General features: G+C 64.6%; 17 protein-coding genes. 14 read left to right on the forward strand and 3 right to left on the reverse strand.

What is annotated here, in order from left to right:
- Nucleotides 1-199 precede the first annotated feature (199 nt).
- Genes HF854_RS00380 through HF854_RS00390 form a run of 3 tightly spaced genes read right to left on the reverse strand, consistent with a single transcriptional unit; the run spans nucleotide 200 to nucleotide 2,908 of the window.
- The gene (locus HF854_RS00380) at nucleotides 200-1,693 is read right to left on the reverse strand and encodes a fused MFS/spermidine synthase (RefSeq protein ID WP_168934501.1); all 1,494 of its coding nucleotides are present in this window, start codon (nucleotides 1,691-1,693) and stop codon (nucleotides 200-202) included.
- 40 nt (nucleotides 1,694-1,733) lie between these two features.
- Nucleotides 1,734-2,264 carry a tRNA adenosine(34) deaminase TadA gene (gene tadA / locus HF854_RS00385; protein ID WP_303930816.1) on the reverse strand — a complete coding sequence of 177 codons (531 nt, stop codon included), beginning with the start codon at nucleotides 2,262-2,264 and terminating at the stop codon, nucleotides 1,734-1,736.
- Nucleotides 2,243-2,908 carry an LOG family protein gene (locus HF854_RS00390; RefSeq protein ID WP_168934502.1) on the reverse strand — a complete coding sequence of 222 codons (666 nt, stop codon included), beginning with the start codon at nucleotides 2,906-2,908 and terminating at the stop codon, nucleotides 2,243-2,245. The genes tadA and HF854_RS00390 overlap by 22 nt, the downstream gene beginning before the upstream one ends.
- A gap of 171 nt (nucleotides 2,909-3,079) precedes the next feature.
- Here HF854_RS00390 and HF854_RS00395 point away from each other — a divergent pair, with 171 nt between their 5' ends.
- From HF854_RS00395 to ybgF, 14 genes are all read left to right on the forward strand, one after another.
- Nucleotides 3,080-4,690 carry an MBL fold metallo-hydrolase RNA specificity domain-containing protein gene (locus HF854_RS00395; protein WP_168934503.1) on the forward strand — a complete coding sequence of 537 codons (1,611 nt, stop codon included), beginning with the start codon at nucleotides 3,080-3,082 and terminating at the stop codon, nucleotides 4,688-4,690.
- Between the two features lie 173 nt (nucleotides 4,691-4,863).
- Nucleotides 4,864-5,415 carry a 16S rRNA (guanine(966)-N(2))-methyltransferase RsmD gene (gene rsmD / locus HF854_RS00400; protein ID WP_168934504.1) on the forward strand — a complete coding sequence of 184 codons (552 nt, stop codon included), beginning with the start codon at nucleotides 4,864-4,866 and terminating at the stop codon, nucleotides 5,413-5,415.
- The gene (coaD, locus tag HF854_RS00405; protein WP_006006201.1) at nucleotides 5,400-5,954 is read left to right on the forward strand and encodes a pantetheine-phosphate adenylyltransferase; all 555 of its coding nucleotides are present in this window, start codon (nucleotides 5,400-5,402) and stop codon (nucleotides 5,952-5,954) included. Before rsmD ends, coaD begins: the two co-directional genes overlap by 16 nt.
- Before the next feature lies 1 nt (nucleotide 5,955).
- Complete coding sequence (gene miaA / locus HF854_RS00410) at nucleotides 5,956-6,870, forward strand: tRNA (adenosine(37)-N6)-dimethylallyltransferase MiaA (protein WP_168934505.1); 915 nt, start codon at nucleotides 5,956-5,958, stop codon at nucleotides 6,868-6,870.
- Nucleotides 6,871-7,355: 485 nt separating this feature from the next.
- Nucleotides 7,356-8,342 carry a nine-heme cytochrome c gene (locus tag HF854_RS00415; protein WP_168934506.1) on the forward strand — a complete coding sequence of 329 codons (987 nt, stop codon included), beginning with the start codon at nucleotides 7,356-7,358 and terminating at the stop codon, nucleotides 8,340-8,342.
- 15 nt (nucleotides 8,343-8,357) lie between these two features.
- Entirely contained in the window at nucleotides 8,358-9,479 is a 1,122-nt protein-coding gene (hmcB, locus tag HF854_RS00420) for a sulfate respiration complex iron-sulfur protein HmcB (RefSeq protein ID WP_168934507.1), read from the forward strand.
- Nucleotides 9,480-10,694: a sulfate respiration complex protein HmcC gene (hmcC, locus tag HF854_RS00425; protein WP_168934508.1), complete on the forward strand. Its 1,215-nt coding sequence runs from the start codon at nucleotides 9,480-9,482 to the stop codon at nucleotides 10,692-10,694. It begins immediately after the preceding gene.
- A gap of 15 nt (nucleotides 10,695-10,709) precedes the next feature.
- Entirely contained in the window at nucleotides 10,710-10,865 is a 156-nt protein-coding gene (locus tag HF854_RS00430) for a hypothetical protein (protein ID WP_168934509.1), read from the forward strand.
- 298 nt (nucleotides 10,866-11,163) lie between these two features.
- Complete coding sequence (hysD, locus tag HF854_RS00435) at nucleotides 11,164-11,661, forward strand: NiFeSe hydrogenase maturation protease (protein ID WP_006006186.1); 498 nt, start codon at nucleotides 11,164-11,166, stop codon at nucleotides 11,659-11,661.
- Nucleotides 11,662-11,677: 16 nt separating this feature from the next.
- Nucleotides 11,678-11,929 (forward strand): HypC/HybG/HupF family hydrogenase formation chaperone, encoded by a 252-nt coding sequence (locus HF854_RS00440; RefSeq protein WP_006006184.1) that lies wholly within the window; start codon nucleotides 11,678-11,680, stop codon nucleotides 11,927-11,929.
- 325 nt (nucleotides 11,930-12,254) lie between these two features.
- Nucleotides 12,255-15,074 (forward strand): isoleucine--tRNA ligase, encoded by a 2,820-nt coding sequence (ileS, locus tag HF854_RS00445; protein ID WP_168934510.1) that lies wholly within the window; start codon nucleotides 12,255-12,257, stop codon nucleotides 15,072-15,074.
- Nucleotides 15,074-15,574 carry a signal peptidase II gene (gene lspA, locus HF854_RS00450; protein WP_168934511.1) on the forward strand — a complete coding sequence of 167 codons (501 nt, stop codon included), beginning with the start codon at nucleotides 15,074-15,076 and terminating at the stop codon, nucleotides 15,572-15,574. Before ileS ends, lspA begins: the two co-directional genes overlap by 1 nt.
- Complete coding sequence (locus HF854_RS00455; protein WP_006006176.1) at nucleotides 15,571-15,771, forward strand: PLDc N-terminal domain-containing protein; 201 nt, start codon at nucleotides 15,571-15,573, stop codon at nucleotides 15,769-15,771. Before lspA ends, HF854_RS00455 begins: the two co-directional genes overlap by 4 nt.
- A gap of 19 nt (nucleotides 15,772-15,790) precedes the next feature.
- Nucleotides 15,791-16,765 carry a tol-pal system protein YbgF gene (ybgF, locus tag HF854_RS00460; protein WP_168934512.1) on the forward strand — a complete coding sequence of 325 codons (975 nt, stop codon included), beginning with the start codon at nucleotides 15,791-15,793 and terminating at the stop codon, nucleotides 16,763-16,765.
- The last annotated feature ends 256 nt before the right edge of the window (nucleotides 16,766-17,021 follow it).

A 17,021-nucleotide genomic window follows, 5' to 3' on the forward strand; every position in this document is an offset into this window, starting at 1 on the left:
TGGGCGGGCATGGCTGCGGCCCGCACAGACGCATGCGGCTTTCCCGGCTCCGCGCAGTATGGGCCCCTACCCCCTGCCGTTTTCCCCAAAACGGATGGCCGTGCCGCCCTCTCGCCGCAGAAAGTGACGAAGGGCACGACCTGCCGCAACGGGCCTGACCACATCAAGGAAATCACAGAAGAAGGACGAGCTCTCCGGCTCAGGGACGCCGCAGCAGCGACAGGGCGAAACGTTCCACCGGGGCGAAGTCGTCACGCAGGGGCTCCGTAACCGGCAGAGAAGGACGATAACGGCAGGCCAGCATGGCCGCCATCTCCGGCGAATGCCCCGGGCCGTCACGCAGGGCCGCGGCCGTGGCGGCGTCGCTGAACGCCAGCACCATCAGGTTCTGCAACTGGCCGGGATGCCCGGGATCGGTGACGCAAAAGACCTCCACCCGGGCGAAATGCCGTTGCAGCCCGGCATGGATGGCCCGCAGCAGGCGGCCGTCCTCGCCTTCCACAGCAGCGATGACGTTCATGGCCAGCACGCCGCCGGGGCGCAGGGCACGGCGCATGGCGGCAAAGGCCTCCTGCGTGCCCAGATGGAAGGGGATGGAATAGCAGGAGTTGAACACGTCTACCAGCAGGATGTCATACTGTTCCCGCTGCCGGTTGAGGAAGGTCCGGGCATCGGCATGGATCAGGCGCAGACGCGGGTCGTCCCCGGGCAGGAAGAACCAGCGCCGGGCCACGGCGCTCATGCCGGGATCCAGCTCCACCACGGTCAGACGCAGGTCTGCGGCGTCCAGCCCGCTCTTGCCGGACAGCAGCCACTTGGGCACGGAGCCGCCGCCCCCGCCCAGCATGAGGATGTCCCGGGCCTGCGGACGGGCCAGCACGGCCAGGGCATAAAAGCGGGTGTAGTCGAAATAGAGCTCGTCAGGGTCGTCCAGATACATGCCCGACTGGCTGTAGTCGGGATCCGTGGAGAGGATGCGCACCGGCCTGCCCCTGTCGCGGCTCTCGTGGATCAGCATGCAGTTGTAGGGGCTCTCCACCATCAGGGGGCCTTCCGTCCGGCGGAACTGCCGGTCCCAGACGGCCAGCAGGAGCAGCAACAGCACAAGGCCCAGCCGCCCCCAGGGACGGGAGGGCTCGGCCGGCAGCGAGAGCAGCAGCAGGCCCAGGGCCACGCCCCAGAGGATGGTGCCGCTGGCAAAGAAGGAGATGAGGACGAAGCCCCCCAGGAAGGTGCCCACGATGCTGCCCGCCGTGGACAGGGCGTACAGCCGCCCCACCGTGGCGCCGGACGTGGCCACGTCCCGGATGCGCAGCCGAATGATGTAGGGGCTGATCATGCCGCAGCACAGGGCGGGCAGGGCCAGGATGCCCAGAGCACAGGCAACGGCGGCCAGATGGATGTCCGTGATGGCGACGCTCAGCGCCTCCCCCACCAGACGGTGCGTCCCGGCGGCCAGGGCGCTGCCCAGAGAAGCTCCCGTCAGGATGAAGGCCAGCCCCCGCCGGGAAAGGTGCCTGTCGGCCAGGCGGCCTCCCAGCCAGGCCCCCACGGCAAGACAGGCCAGCACCACGCCGATGAGGCTGGTCCAGACCACGGCCGAGGTGCCCACATGCGGGGCCAGCACGCGCGCGCCCACCATCTCCAGCACCATGACCAGGGCGCCGCAACAAAAAGCGATGATCTCCAGCATCGTCGTCCCGTACGCGGGCGTACCCGCAAAAAAAGCGGGGTCAGTCCCGCCGTCCGGCAAAGAAGTCCTGCAACAGGTCCACGCTTTCCCGGGCCAGCACGCCGCCCATATGCCAGACCCGGTGATTGAAGAAAGGCTGGTCCAGCGTCTCGGTGCAGGAAGTCACGGCACCGGCCAGCCTGTCGGCCGCCCCGTAGACCACCCCGGCGAGCCGGGCATGGACCAGGGCCGCGGCGCACATGGCGCAGGGTTCCAGGGTCACCACCAGCACCCCGCCGCCCAGACGGTAATTGCCGCTGGCGGCCCCGGCGGCCCGCAGGGCCAGGATCTCGGCATGGGCCGTGGGATCGTGCAGGGCCACGGGCCGGTTGTGGGCGCGGGCCAGCAGACGGCCATCCGCCGCCACCAGCACCGCGCCCACAGGCACTTCGTCCTCGCGGGCGGCCTGCTGCGCCTCGTCCAGGGCCAGACGCATGAGGGACTCCCAGCTCCAGCCCGGCGGCGCGGAAGGCACGGGCCCGCCGCAGGGGCGTACCAGCGCCCCGTTGCTTACAGGATCACGATCTTGCACAGATGCTCCACCACCTGCTCGGGCGTGTCGCACACCGTGACGAGCTTGTCGATCTCTTCCCGGTTGATGAAACCGCCGTTGGCCATGCTCGTGCGCAGCCACTCCAGCAGGCCCGCCCAGTAGGAAGAATTATAAAGGATGATGGGGAAGGGCCGGATGCGTCCGGTCTGGGCCAGCACGAAGGCCTCGGACAGTTCGTCGATGGTCCCCATGCCGCCGGGCATGACCACATAGGCCATGGCGTACTTCACGAACATGAACTTGCGGGTGAAGAAGTAGCGGAAATTGCAGCGCGTCTTCACATACTGGTTGCAGCCCTGTTCGTGGGGCAGCTCGATGTGCAGGCCCACGGAAACGCCGCCCGCCTCGGCAGCGCCCTTATTGGCCGCTTCCATGACGCCGGGGCCGCCGCCGGTGATGACGCCGAAGCCCTTTTCCACCAGCATCCGGGCCAGACGCTCGGCATCCCGGTATTCGGGCGTGTCGGAGGTGGAGCGGGCCGAGCCGAAGATGGACACGCAGTTGGTGCCCAGCTTGTTCAGGGTATCCAGGGCCTGGACCATTTCGGCCATGATGCGGATAGTGCGCCAGGACTCCGTGGTCATGGCATTGAGATCGTCGATGACGTTCTGCCGGATCTCCATGAAAGCCTCCTTGTTGCGAGGATCGCAGAAAAGAAGAATGAATCTTCATCTTAAACCGCCCGGAACAGCCCGTCAAAGGTTTATGGGGCCTTGCGCTTCCGGGGCAGGAAGCGCATAGTGAAGAATCCCCCGCTTGCATCCGGCAAGCAGAACATCACCCCGGAGCATCCCATGAAAGTCCAGTTTCTCGGCGCTGCCCAGACCGTTACCGGCTCCTGTTATATGATAGAGGCCTGCGGCAAGCGTTTCTGTATCGACTGCGGCATGCACCAGGGCAACAAGGCCATCGAGGAGCGCAACCGCAATCCCCGTCCCTACGCCCCTGGCAATATCGACTTCATCCTCGTGACCCACGCGCATATCGACCATTCCGGTCTGCTGCCCCTCATGGTGCGCGAAGGTTTCAGCAAGCCCATCTACTGTACCAAGGCCACCAGCGAACTGCTGGACATCATGCTGCAGGACAGCGCCCACATCCAGGAGATGGAAGCCCAGTGGGAAGCCAAAAAGTACAGCCGCCGCGGCCTCAAGAACCCGCCCGCAGCCCTGTACACCACCGAGGACGCCCTCAAGACCGCCGAGCTCCTGCACCCCGTGGCCTACCATGAGGACTTCGAGCCCGCCCCGGGCATCAAGGTCACCTACTATGATGCGGGCCACATCCTCGGCTCCGGCTCCCTGCGCCTGGAAGTGACCGAGGACGACAAGACCACCAGCATCATCTTCTCGGGCGACATCGGCCGTCCCCAGGCCCTCATCGTGCGCGACCCCGAAAGCCCGCCCAAGGCCGATTACATCTTCATGGAGTCCACCTACGGCGACCGCAACCACAAGGACGAGGACATCAGCGACCAGGAACTGGCCGACGCCATCGCCTACAGCTACAGCAAGGGCGAAAAGGTCATCATCCCCGCCTTTGCCGTGGAGCGCACGCAGGAGATCCTCTACTGTCTGCACATCCTCCAGAGCAAGGGCAAGCTGCCCGCGGACATGCCCGTCTTCGTGGACAGCCCCCTGGCCATCCGCGCCACCGAGGTCTTCCGCCGCAACCGCGAGCTCTTCGACGAGGACGCCCAGAAGATGCTGCACCAGGGCGACGACCCCTTCGAGCTGCCCAACCTTCGCTACACCCTGGATGCCGCAGAATCCCAGAGCATCAACGACTACAAGGGCCCGGCCATCATCATCTCGGCCAGCGGCATGTGCAACGCTGGCCGTGTGCGCCATCACCTCAAGCACAACATCTGGAAGCCCGGGGCCAGCATCGTCTTCGTGGGCTATCAGGCCGTGGGCACCCCCGGCCGCAAGATCGTGGAAAAAGCCAGCAAGATCACCCTGTTCGGTGAAGATATGGACATCGCCGCCCGCATCTACACCATCAACGGCTTCTCCGCCCACGCCGGGCAGGACCAGCTGCTCTCCTGGCTGGAGCCCCTGGTCCACGACAAGGCCAACGTGGTCCTGGTCCACGGTGAAGAAAAGGCCCAGACCACCCTTTCCGGCCTGATCAAGGAAAAGTTCGGTGTGACCCCGCTGGTGCCCGGCTATATGGAAGAGATGATCCTCGAAGGCCATCAGGTGGCCCAGACCGTCCAGCACGAGGCCCTGGCCCATCCCCGCATCAACTGGGACTTCCTCACCGGCGAAGTGGAACGCAAGTGGGGCATGTTCAAGGGCAAGCTGGCCGACGTGGAGCAGAGCCCCTGGGTCCAGCAGACCGAACTGCAGGACGCCCTGGCCAAGATGGATTACGCCCTGACCCGTCTCCTTTCCCGCATGTGACCGTCTTACGGGGCGCGGCCTTGGGGCCGCGCCCTTCCGCGCTTTACGGGATGCCCCGGCCGCCCATTGACGGAAGGGCCGCCCCGCAGGTACAAGTCTTTTCCCTGCCCTGAGGGCACCCTTTGTACAGCCAACCGCCGTTCATCCACGGCACAGAAAATACAGGAAAAACCATGCGCATCATCTCCGGCAGACTGGGCGGCAGACGCATCAAGACCGTGGAGGGCGAAGGCTACCGCCCGGCCATGGGCAAAACGCGCGAATCCCTGTTCTCCATGCTCACCTCGCGGGGCGTGGTCTGGGAAGGGGCGCGCGTGCTCGACCTTTTCGCCGGCAGCGGCAGCCTGGCCTTCGAAGCCGTGAGCCGCGGCGCCGAGCTGGCCGTGCTGGTGGAGAATTCCGCCGTGGCCGCCCGCTGCCTGGCCGACAACATCCGCCAGCTGGGCGTGGAGGACTGCGTGCGCCTGATCCGCGACGACGTGCGCAAGACCCTGAACAATACGCCCATGGGCTGTTTCGACCTGGTCTTCCTGGACCCGCCCTACCGCAAGAACCTGCTCAACGCCACCCTGCAGGGCCTGCTCAAACGTAACTGGCTGGCGCCCGGCGCCCTCATCTGCGCCGAGATCGAAAAAGACGCCGTCGTGGCCGCTCCCGACAGTCTGGAACTGCTGGTGGAACGCCATTTTGGTCAAACCCGCATACTGATATGGACACTCGCATGAAACTGGCACTCTATCCCGGCACTTTCGACCCCCTGACCAATGGGCATCTGGCCCTCATCCGCCGCGGCCTGGCCGTCTTCGACCAGATCGTGGTGGCCGTGGCCGACAATACGCCCAAGTTCCCCCTCTTCTCCCAGGAAGAGCGCGTGGCCATGGCCCGCGAGGCCGTGGGCGACGACGACCGCATCCTGGTGGAACCCTTCACCGGCCTGACCGTGGAATATGCGGCCAAGCGCGGGGCCTGTGCCATCCTGCGCGGTCTGCGCGCCGTCTCGGACTTCGAATACGAATTCCAGCTGGCCCTCATGAACCGCCGCCTGCAGCGCGACATCCAGACCGTGTTCCTGATGACCGACTACCAGTGGCTGTTCATCAGCTCCACCATCGTCAAGGCCGCGGCCAGCCACGGCGCCGACATCGTGGGCCTGGTGCCCGAGAACGTGCGCCTGCGCCTGATGGAAAAGTACCAGCGCGGCGAAGTGCGTCAGGCCACCCCCTGCCTCTCCGCCCCCTACGGCGGCTTCCGCGTCAACAAATAAGATGGCCGCGCCCCTGCCCGTCATCTGTCTGGCCGGCCCCACGGGCTGCGGCAAGACCGCTGCGGCCCTGGCCCTGGCCGAAGCCCTGGGCGGCGAGGTCATCAACGCAGACTCCCGCCAGGTCTACAGCGATTTTCCGCTCATCACGGCCCAGCCCTCGCCCGAGGAACAGGCCTGCTGTCCGCATCACCTGTACGGCTTTCTGCCCACGGAACAGAAGATCAGCGCCGGCCGCTGGGCCGACCAGGCCGTGGCCGAGGCAAAGGCCGTGCTGGCCCGGGGCCATGTGCCCCTGCTGGTGGGCGGCACCGGCCTGTACTTCCAGGCCCTGCTGCACGGCATCGCCGAGATACCGGCCATCGATCCGGCCATCACCGCCGCCCTCACGGCCCGGCTGGCCGAGGAGGGCCCGGCGGCCCTCCATGCCGAACTGGCCGCCAAAGATCCCGCCTACGCGGCCCGCATCCATCCCAATGACCGCCAGCGCATCGTGCGTGCCCTGGAAGTGCTGGCCGGCACCGGCCATACCTTCAGCTGGTGGCACGAGCACGGCATGCCCGAACCGCCCTGCGCCGGGCCCTTGCTGGTGCTGGACATGGAGCTGGATGCCCTGACGCCCCGCCTGGCCCGCCGCATCGACCTGATGCTGGAACAGGGGGCCCTGGACGAGGCCCGCGCCGCCCGGCGGCGCTGTGACGATGCCGCGGCCCCCGGCTGGTCCGGCATCGGCTGCGCCGAAGTGCTGGCCCATCTGCGCGGCGAGCTTTCCCTGGAGGAATGCCGCCGCCTCTGGCTGCACAACACCCGCGCCTATGCCAAGCGCCAGCGCACCTGGTTCCGGGCCCGCAGCGAGGCCCGCTTCTTCGCCCCGCAGGATCTGGACGGCCTGCTGGCGGCCGCCCGGCAGGCCTGCTGAACCGGGGCGGGCGGACGCCCGCTCTCCCCTCCCCAGCCGGCAGACAGATCACGGCACCATGCCCGGCACGGCCGCGGTATGGTGCTTTTTTCATGCCCGTACGGAGGTCCTTCCCCGCAGAGAGCAGGGCCCGGCCTCTGGAGCCCCCTTTTTGACGCGTGTCACAAGAGATTTCTCAAAATATTTCTTGACATCCCGCCCGTTCTCCCCTCCCACCCGCTCCCGCCTTCTTTGCCTGATCCGTTCCCGAAACAGGGCCAGCCGCAAGGATTTTTCCCGCCGCGGTCCCCTTTTTCTCCAGCCCGGATGCCCCAATACCAGCGTACAAGTAAGCTTTTCTGCTCGCGACCTCCCCTTGACGTGGCCTTGTGCCTGCGATAACTTGCCACACATTATTGGTGTGTTTGGCTCATGAGAGCCGGAGGACGCCCGCGGCTCCACGCTGCGGGAGAATGGGGAAAAGTCTGTTTCAAAAGGACGAGCACATGAGGAACGGTAAAGCACTGCTTTTGGCGGCGGTGATTGCCTTGGCCGGCGTGGCCTGTCTGATGCTTCCCGAAGCCAACCGCGCTGTGGCGGTGGGTCTGGAAGAATCCGACGCGGAAATGCCTAATGCCACGGTTCTCTTTCCGGTCAGCGAAAAGCCCAATCCCAAGGGCGCCAGCATGACGCCGGTGACATTCAACCATCAGGCTCACGTCGACAAAATCGACGATTGCACGGCCTGTCATCACACGGGCGACATGGTGGCCTGTAGCACCTGTCATACCGTGGAAGGCAAAGCCGAGGGCAACTTCATCAACCTTGAGCGCGCCATGCACGCCACCAAGATTGCCCCGCGCAAGGATGGCGTCACGCCCAAGAGCTGTGTGAGCTGCCACGAAGAGCAGTACAAGGAACGCCGCGAATGCGCCGGCTGCCACGAGATCGTCACTCCCAAGCGTGACGACCAGTGGTGCGGCGTCTGCCACGTGGTCACCTCCAAGATGACCCCCGAACAGTACCAGCTGGGCGTGGCCGGCAAGCTGTCCGCCGAGGACCGCGTCGCCCTGGCCGAAGCCACCATCGCCGAACGCAAGCCCGTGGACTACCTGGCCCCCGAAGCCTGCCCCTACAAGGTGGAGATCGGCAGCCTGTCCGACAAGTTCGAGCCCAACCTCTTCAACCATCGTCGTCACGTCTCTTCGCTCATGAAGCGCATTGAAGGCGACAATCTGGCCAAGGCGTTCCACAGCGAACCCGAGATCCTGTGCGCCACCTGTCACCATCGCAGCCCCCTGTCGGCCACTCCGCCCAAGTGCGGCAGCTGCCACTCCGCCAAGATCGATCCCCGCGTGCCCGAGCGTCCCACGCTGAAGGCCGCGTATCATCTGCAGTGCATGGGTTGCCATGACGGCATGGACGTTGCCCGTCCCCTCGATACGTCCTGCGCGTCCTGCCACAAGCCGCGTGCGACCGAGAACGCCAACTAGCTGGAGAGTACGATTATGGATCGTAGAAAATTTCTGACCATCCTGGGCAGCGCTGGCGTCGCTTCCGCATTGGGCACGGCACAAGTGGCCAAGGCCGGCGGCACCCATATGTTCCCTTACTATGAAGACAGCTACGGCGTCCTGCACGATACCACCCGCTGCATCGGCTGCCGCAGCTGCGAAGAGGCTTGCAACAAGGTCAACAACCTGCCCAAGCCCGAAAAGCCCTTCACCGACCTTTCCGTCTGTGACAAGCATCGTCGTACCTCCGCCGATGCCTGGACGGTGGTCAACAAGTACGAAGTGGGCGGCAAGCCCGTGTTCCGCAAGCTGCAGTGCTTCCACTGCAACGACCCGGCCTGTGCCTCCGCCTGTTTCGCCAAATGCTTCCAGAAGCAGCCTGACGGCAGCGTGACCTACGACGGTTCCCAGTGCGTGGGCTGCCGTTACTGCATGATCGCCTGCCCCTTCTATGTGCCCGGCTTCGAATACGACGAGGCCTGGGACCCGTTGGTCCAGAAGTGCACCTTCTGCGAACCCCGCCTGAAGGAAGGCAAGCTGCCCGGCTGTGTGGAAGCCTGCCCCATGGACGCCCTGACCTTCGGCCGCCGTTCCGACCTCATCAAGATCGCCCGCAAGCGTATCGCCGAGAACCCCGGCAAATACGTGGACTACATCTATGGCGAATGGGACGCCGGCGGTACCGCCTGGATGGTCCTGGCTCCCAAGCCGACCCCGTCGGCCGTCAAGGCCGCCGGTACGGCCGATGCCGGCCATACCTTCAAGGAACTGGGTCTGGACACCCACCTGGGCAACCGTCCCATGGGTGAACTGACCTACGGCGCCCTGGGTGCCGTGCCCATGATCATCGCCTTCTGGCCCATCCTCTTCGGTGGCGCCTACGGCATGACCAAGCGTCGTGAGGCCATGAGCAAGGCCGCCCAGGAAAAGACCGTCCAGACCGCCAAGGAAGATGTGACGGCCGCCATGGACGCCGCTGTGCGCAGCATCGAGCAGAATCAGGGTCCCGTGGCCGCCGATGAGGCCCGCAAGGCCATGATCCAGGCCCTCAAGGCCCGTGAAGCTCAAAACGGCTGCGACGGCTGCTGCGGCTGCAAGCACGGGGAGGATAAGTAAATGTCCCAGCACCAAATCGTGATCCCCACCAAGGACAAACTGTTCAACCTTGGTGAGTTTTCCCTGCGTCGCCCCGGCAACATGATCACCGCGGTCATCCTGGTCGTGGGCTTCGTACTGACCTTCATCCGCTTCACCCAGGGTATCGGCTCCATCACCAACCTGTCCGATACCATGCCCTGGGGCATGTGGATCGGCTTCGACCTGCTCTGCGGCGTGTGTCTGGCCGCCGGTGGTTACTTCACCACCGTGGCCTGCTACGTCATGGGCATGAAGCACTTCCATTCGGCCGTGCGCCCCGCTGTGACCACCGCCTTCCTGGGCTACGCCTTCGTGGTGTTCGCCCTGCTGTATGACCTTGGTCACCCGCTGCGTCTGCCCTACATGTTCTTCTTCCCCGGCACCACCTCCGTTCTGTTCGAAGTGGGTCTGTGCGTGGCTACCTACCTGACCGTGCTGTTCATCGAATTCTCGGTGGCTCCCATGGAATGGCTGTCCTGCAAGTTCCCCTTCCTCAAGAAGTGGCGCAAGGTCGTGGTGCGCTGCACCATCATCCTGACCATCTTCGGCGTGTGCCTGTCCACCCTGCACCAGTCCTCGCTGGGCGCCCTCTACCTGATCGCCCCCGGCAAGCTGCATCCGCTGTGGTACTCCCCCTTCATGCCCATGTTCTTCTTCGTCAGCTCCATGGCTGCCGGTTGCTCCATGGTCATCTTTGAAGGCATGTGGGCCCACAAGGGCGTGCACCACTACATGGACGAGACCCACCTGCGCGAAACTGACGAAGTGGTCTTCAGCTTCTCCAAGGCCGGTGCCTTCATCCTCTTCGGCTACTTCATGCTGAAGCTCATCGACATGCTGGTCCAGGCCAACCTGCCTTACCTCTGCACCGGTTACGGTCTGTGGTGGCTGGTGGAAATGCTGTTCTTCGTGCTGACGCCCGCTCTGCTGTATGCCAAGGGCTCTCGCGACCGCAACATCAAGCTCTGCCGCTTCGCTTCCGCCAACGCCGTGCTGGGTATCGTCCTGAACCGTTTCAACGTGTCCATGATCGCCTTCAACTATGCCCTGCCCGCTGACGAGCGCTACTTCCCCAGCATCTGGGAAGTGTGCATCTCCATCTTCGTGGTGACCCTGATCGTGACCGTGTACCGCTTCATCGTCTATCACATGCCGGTGCTGTACGAACACCCCGACTTCAAGGACGCCCACTAGGACAGGAGGAAAATCATGGAATTCCATACCTTTTACGACTACTTCCTCTACACCAAGAACTGGGCCTACGTCATGATGTTCGTGACCCTGCCCGTCTACGTTCTCTACTGGAACACCATGCTGTTCCCCAAGAAGGGCCCCTGGCTCTTTGGTGACGACGACGAGCATTAGGCCGTACGCAAACCACACAAACCGAAAGGGCGGGGGTGACCCCGCCCTTTTTCGTATCTGCGCTCCGGCGCTCGCCCGGGGAGTATTGCTCGCCCGGGAGCATGTTCCATCCGCCGGGCATCCCTCCCTTCCCCGCCATCCCCTTGCGGCTGCCCCGCCGGGCTGCTATGCTGTCGCCTGTCCGTGATCCGTCCCTGCCGGGGCATCCGCGCCTGCACGGCCGGCGCCCATGCGGCACCGGGCACGGCGGACACCACATCCCGCCCCCAGCGGGCGCAACTCCTGTACCGAGGATAGTATGGACAAAGTGCTTGTCATGGGTATCGGCAACCTGCTCCTCACCGACGACGGTGTCGGCGTCCACGCCGCCCAGACCCTGGCCGGGGAATCCTGGCCCGAAAACGTCACCATCATGGAAGCGGGTACCTTCACCCAGGATGTCTTCTATCTGTTCAAGGGCTTTGCCCATGTGCTCATCCTGGACATCGTCCATGGCCATGCCGGACCCGGCACGGTCTATCATCTGACCGAGAACCAGCTGGTGGACAACGAGAAGCAGCGCCTCTCCATCCACGATATCGACCTGCTGGATTCCCTGCGCATGGCCGAGATGCTCCACGGCTCCCGCCCCAACCTCACCGTCATGGGCATGGAGCCCGCGGACTACACCTCCTGGAGCATGGAGCTTTCCCCCGTCGTGCAGGAACGCTTCCCCGCCTATCTGGACGAGGTCCGCAAGGAGATCCTGCGCCTGTCCCGCCAATACGCCGGGAACGATCCCGACAGTACCTGTTAACCATCGAGGAAGAGTCATGTGTCTTGCCATTCCGGCCCAGGTGGTCGAACTCCAGGAACAGGGCATGGCCCGCGTGCGTGTGGGCGAAAGCCAGACCTACCTTACCGCTTCCATGCTCCTGCTGCCCGAGCCGCCCAAGGTCGGTGATTACGTCATCGTCCACGCGGGCTTCGCCCTGCACAGCCTCACCCCTGAGCAGGCCCAGGAGAGCCTGGCGGCCCTGCGCGAGGTGGCCGAGGCCATCGAAGGGCAGAAACCCCTGTTCTGATCCGCAGCGACAGCAAAGGGCTTTCCCGTGGGAAAGCCCTTTTCATCATCCTGCAGCTGGGCCCGGCCATTCACCAGTACGCTCCCGCCCCCCTGTCCCCTCTCCGCCGTCCGCGGCCGTTTCCGCCAGCTTTCCCTGCCTCCGGCGGGGCCTTTGGCCCACCCGGAAAAGCCCGCATCCGCATGTGCCGGGCAGCGGCCGTGTCCCCGGCTGCGTTTTCCGGCGGAAAAGCGCGTCAGGGCGGCCTTTCCTGCTGCCCTTTCCTTGACTTTACAAACGTATTTGCCGAAACTTAGGCGCTTTTTACATTGCCTGAGGAGCCAGCATGAGCGACTATAAAAAAACCCTGAATTTGCCCAAGACCGCCTTCCCCATGAAGGCCAATCTTGCCCAGCGCGAGCCCCAGCAGCTCAAGCAGTGGGAAGAAACCAAAGCCTGTGAAGCCATGATCGAGAACTGCACCGACAAGGGTGCGTTCGTCCTGCATGACGGCCCGCCGTATGCCAACGGTCATATCCACATGGGCACGGCCCTGAACAAGATCCTGAAGGATATCGTGGTCAAGTCGCGCAACATGCAGGGCTATCGCGCCCACTATGTGCCCGGCTGGGACTGCCACGGCCTGCCCATCGAGCACAAGGTGGAACAGGAACTGAAGGAAAAGAAAAAGACCCTGCCCGCCCACGTGGTGCGCAAGATGTGCCGCGACTACGCCGGCAAGTGGATCGACATCCAGCGCAAGGAGTTCAAGCGCCTGGGCGTGCTGGGCAACTGGGACGATCCCTACAAGAGCATGAACCCCGCCTATGAGGCCGCCACGGCCCACGAACTGGCCAAGTTCGTGGACAAGGGCGGTGTGGTGCGCGCTAAGAAGCCCATCTACTGGTGCTGCTCCTGCCATACGGCCCTGGCCGAAGCCGAAGTGGAATACGGCGACCATACCTCGCCCTCCATCTTCGTGCGCTTCGCCCTCAACGACGCCGCCCTGGCCCAGCGCATCCCCGGCGCCGATCCGTCCCGCGCCTATGTGGTCATCTGGACCACCACGCCCTGGACCCTGCCGGACAACATGGCCGTCTGCCTGCATCCCGAGTTCACCTACGTGCTGGTGGAGACCGGCGGCTGCCAGTACCTGCTGGCCGAAGAGCTGCTGGAAGGCTGCGCCAAGTCCTTCGGCTGGGAAGACGTGACCGTGGTGGGCCGCGCCACCGGTCAGGAGCTGGAAGGCCTCATCGCCCGTCATCCCTTCTATGACCGCCAGTCCCCCCTGATCCTGGGCCGCCACGTGACCCTGGATGCCGGTACCGGCTGCGTCCACACCGCTCCCGGCCACGGCCGCGAGGACTACGAAGTGGGCCTGGCCTACAAGCTGGACGTCTACTCGCCCCTGGACGATGCGGGCCGCTTCCTGCCGTCCGTGGAATTTTTCGCCGGTCTCAACGTCTTTGAAGCCAACCCCAAGGTCATCGAAAAGCTGACCGAAGTGGGCGCCCTGCTCAAGACCGCCAAGATCAGCCACTCCTACCCGCACTGCTGGCGCTGCAAGCAGCCGGTCATCTTCCGTGCCACCACCCAGTGGTTCATCAGCATGGAAAAGAACGACCTGCGCAAGAAGGCCCTCAACGCCATCGACACCAAGGTGCAGTGGATCCCCGCCTGGGGCCGCGACCGCATCTACAACATGATCGAGTCCCGTCCCGACTGGTGCATCTCGCGCCAGCGTCAGTGGGGCGTGCCCATCATGGCCCTGCTCTGCAAGGACTGCGGCGAAGCCTGGAACGACGCCAAGTGGATGCACGAGATGGCCGACCGCTTCGCCAAGCACCCCACGGGCTGCGACTACTGGTATGAAGCGCCCCTGGAAGAGATCGTGCCCGAAGGCCTCAAGTGCCCCCACTGCGGCGGCCAGCACTGGGAAAAGGAAGACGACATCCTCGACGTGTGGTTCGACTCCGGTACCAGCTTCGCCGCCGTGCTGGAGAGCCGCCCCGAGCTCTCCGCGCCTGCCGACCTGTATCTGGAAGGCTCGGACCAGCACCGCGGCTGGTTCCACAGTTCCCTGCTGGTGGCCGAAGGCACCCGTAACGATCCGCCCTACAAGGCCGTGCTGACCCACGGCTATGTGGTGGACGGCGACGGCCGCAAGATGTCCAAGTCCATCGGCAACGTTATCGCCCCGCAGGAACTCATCGACAAGTACGGCGCCGAGATCGTGCGCCTGTGGGTCTCCTCGGTGGAATACCGCGAAGACATCCGCATCTCGGAACAGATCCTGGGCCGACTGGTGGATGCCTACCGCCGTATCCGCAACACCTGCCGCTTCATCCTGGGCACCATCAACGACCTGACCCGCGCCGACCTGCTGCCCCTGGACCAGCTGCTGCCTCTGGACCGCTACGCGCTCCATGCCGCCGCCCAGGTGCATGACCGCGTGCAGGATGCCTACATGACCTACGACTTCCACAAGGTCTACCACACCCTGCACAACTATTGCGTGACCGACCTCTCGGCCGTGTATCTGGACATCCTCAAGGACCGTCTGTATTCCTCCGCTCCCGCCAGCAAGGAACGCCGCTCGGCCCAGACCGCCCTATACCACCTGCTCTGCATGCTGGTGCGCGACATGGCCCCGGTGCTGTCCTTCACCGCCGAAGAGATCTTCCACCACCTGCCCAACGACCTGCGCGACGACGTGCCCACCGTCTTTGCCCTGCCGCCCGTGGACAGCAAGCCCTATCTGCTGGAAGACGGCGTGCGCGACGACTGGAACGTGCTGCTGGCCGTGCGCGGCGCCGTGACCCGCGCCATCGAGCCCCTGCGTCGCGACAGCGTGGTGGGCCATTCGCTGGATACCAGCGTGACCCTTTATGTGGCCGACGAACTGCGTGAACGCTTGGAAGGCCTGCACACCGACCTGCGCGCCTTCTTCATCGTCTCGCAGCTGCATCTGGCGCCCCTGGCCGAAGCTCCGGCCGACGCCGTGCAGGACGCCGAAGTGGCCGGTCTGGCCGTGGGCGTGGCCAAGGCCGCCGGTGAAAAGTGCGAACGCTGCTGGATCTACAGCACCGAACTGGGCAGCGATCCCACGCACCCCACCCTCTGCCCCCGCTGTGCCAAGGTCATGGCGGAACTGCCTGAGGCGTAATGCGCAAATATACGATCCTGGGCGGCTACGGCCTGCTGGCGCTGGTCCTTGACCAGCTGACCAAGTGGTGGGCCGTGGCCGCCATCGATCCCCTGCAGCCCGTGACGGTCATCCCCGGCCTGCTGGATCTGGTGCTGGTCCACAACCGGGGCGCTGCCTTCGGCTTTTTGAACCGTTCCGACATCCAGTGGCAGTTCTGGCTGTTCCTGGGCGCGACCGTGGTGGCCGCCGTGGCCATCGTGGCCCTGCTGCGCAGCTCCCGCTTCAATGCCTGGCTCAGTGCCGGGCTGGGGCTGGTGCTGGGGGGCGCACTGGGCAATCTGGTGGACCGCATCCGCTTTCGGGCGGTCATCGACTTTGTGGATGTCTATGTGGGGCAGTGGCACTGGCCCGCCTTCAACGTGGCGGACATGGCCATCTGCGTCGGTGCCTTCCTGGCCTGCATCGTCATCTGGCGCACCCCGGAAGCCCCGGAAAAGAGCAAGGAGAAAAAATCATGACCTTTGCCTGGTGGCACGTCCTGGTGGCCCTGATCCCCATCCTGCCCAACCTCTGGAGCATCTGGCATATCTGGAACCACCGCTTCTCATCCTTCCAGCAAAAGGCCATCTGGCTGGTCATCGCTGTTTTCCTGCCTGTGCTGGGGGGCCTGATCTATATTTTCGCCGGTCGCAAGCACGCCGGTGAAAAACTTTAAAACGGGAGACCAAGACTCTATGAACAGCAAACGTCTTCTTCCTCTGTGTGGCCTGATCTGCGCCACCGCCATGCTGGGCGCTTGCGTGGGTCAGGGCAGCAGCAACGCTGCCAACGAAAGCATGTATCTTGAGCAGCGCGTGCAGGAACACGATACCCTGCTGCGCCAGATGCAGCCTGCCCAGGCCGAAGTCTGGAACCAGGTGCAGGCCATGCGCCAGGAACTGAACACCCTCAAGGGCCTGGTGGACGACCTGAAGAACGTGGGCGGTGCCGCTGCCCTGGCTGAACGCGTGCGTGCCCATGATGCCGCCCTGCGCCAGGTGGAGACCAGCATGGCCCTCAACCTCAACCTGGGCGAGCCCATGGCCGCCGGTGGCGCCGCTCCGGCCCATGCCGCCGCGCCCCAGGCCAATGCGCCCCTGTTCCAGCCCCAGCAGAACCCCTATGCCGCGCCCGCCGCTGGTGCCGCTGCCGGTGCAGCAGCCGGTGCCGCCGCCGGTCTGGCTACCGGCCCTTACGGTGATGCCGCCGCTGCTCCTGCCGCCGCTCCGGCCGCTGCGGGCAGCACCTGGGGCCAGCCCACGCCCCAGCCCGAAGCCAAGCCCGCTGCGAAGAAGGACATCTCGCTGGCCCTGTATGACGCCGGCCTCAATGCCTTCCAGGCCCGCAAGTACGATGAGGCCCAGCGTTCTTTCGCCGACTTCATGAAGAACTATCCCACGCACAGCATGGCTCCCGACGCGCAGTACTATCTGGCCGAGTGCTACTTCCAGCGCAACCAGTTCCCTGACGCCGCCCTGGCCTACGACACGGTCATCACCAAGTTCTCCAAGAGCAACCGTACTCCGGGCGCTTACCTGAAGCAGGGCATCTGCTTCAGCAAGATGAACCAGAAGGCCGCCGCCAAGGCCCGCATGAACGAGCTCATCAAGAAGTACCCCAACTCGCCCGAAGCGGCCCGTGCCAAGAACTTCCTCAAGACCAACAAGTAAGGCACGCGCCTGACAGATATGAAAAAGCCGGTGGCCAAAGCCACCGGCTTTTTTTATGTCCGCCGTCCGGGGAAGCTTGCGAACGGTCGACCGCTCCGCTGCGGCTCTTCCGTCCGGGCAGGGATGCGGACAGGCCATCGTGCCCCGCCGCCCCTCTCGCAGAGCCCGCGGGCAACTGCCCTGGCCGGGATGACATAGAGTATCCCGGCCCCCAAAAGACGAAGGGCCCCGTTGCCGGGGCCCTGTCTGGTGCGTT

The organism is Desulfovibrio piger, from assembly GCF_012843875.1.
Taxonomy (GTDB): domain Bacteria; phylum Desulfobacterota; class Desulfovibrionia; order Desulfovibrionales; family Desulfovibrionaceae; genus Desulfovibrio.

Excerpts from the sequence above, each read along its gene's own strand:
- ybgF (WP_168934512.1), top strand. The coding sequence starts at position 15,791 with ATGAACAGCAAACGTCTTCTTCCTCTGTGTGGCCTGATCTGCGCCACC.
- HF854_RS00430 (WP_168934509.1), top strand. The coding sequence starts at position 10,710 with ATGGAATTCCATACCTTTTACGACTACTTCCTCTACACCAAGAACTGG.
- hmcB (WP_168934507.1), top strand. The coding sequence starts at position 8,358 with ATGGATCGTAGAAAATTTCTGACCATCCTGGGCAGCGCTGGCGTCGCT.
- hysD (WP_006006186.1), top strand. The coding sequence starts at position 11,164 with ATGGACAAAGTGCTTGTCATGGGTATCGGCAACCTGCTCCTCACCGAC.
- HF854_RS00415 (WP_168934506.1), top strand. The coding sequence starts at position 7,356 with ATGAGGAACGGTAAAGCACTGCTTTTGGCGGCGGTGATTGCCTTGGCC.
- HF854_RS00380 (WP_168934501.1), bottom strand. The coding sequence starts at position 1,693 with ATGCTGGAGATCATCGCTTTTTGTTGCGGCGCCCTGGTCATGGTGCTG.
- HF854_RS00390 (WP_168934502.1), bottom strand. The coding sequence starts at position 2,908 with ATGGAGATCCGGCAGAACGTCATCGACGATCTCAATGCCATGACCACG.
- miaA (WP_168934505.1), top strand. The coding sequence starts at position 5,956 with ATGGCCGCGCCCCTGCCCGTCATCTGTCTGGCCGGCCCCACGGGCTGC.
- HF854_RS00455 (WP_006006176.1), top strand. The coding sequence starts at position 15,571 with ATGACCTTTGCCTGGTGGCACGTCCTGGTGGCCCTGATCCCCATCCTG.
- HF854_RS00440 (WP_006006184.1), top strand. The coding sequence starts at position 11,678 with ATGTGTCTTGCCATTCCGGCCCAGGTGGTCGAACTCCAGGAACAGGGC.
- hmcC (WP_168934508.1), top strand. The coding sequence starts at position 9,480 with ATGTCCCAGCACCAAATCGTGATCCCCACCAAGGACAAACTGTTCAAC.
- ileS (WP_168934510.1), top strand. The coding sequence starts at position 12,255 with ATGAGCGACTATAAAAAAACCCTGAATTTGCCCAAGACCGCCTTCCCC.
- HF854_RS00395 (WP_168934503.1), top strand. The coding sequence starts at position 3,080 with ATGAAAGTCCAGTTTCTCGGCGCTGCCCAGACCGTTACCGGCTCCTGT.
- rsmD (WP_168934504.1), top strand. The coding sequence starts at position 4,864 with ATGCGCATCATCTCCGGCAGACTGGGCGGCAGACGCATCAAGACCGTG.
- lspA (WP_168934511.1), top strand. The coding sequence starts at position 15,074 with ATGCGCAAATATACGATCCTGGGCGGCTACGGCCTGCTGGCGCTGGTC.
- coaD (WP_006006201.1), top strand. The coding sequence starts at position 5,400 with ATGGACACTCGCATGAAACTGGCACTCTATCCCGGCACTTTCGACCCC.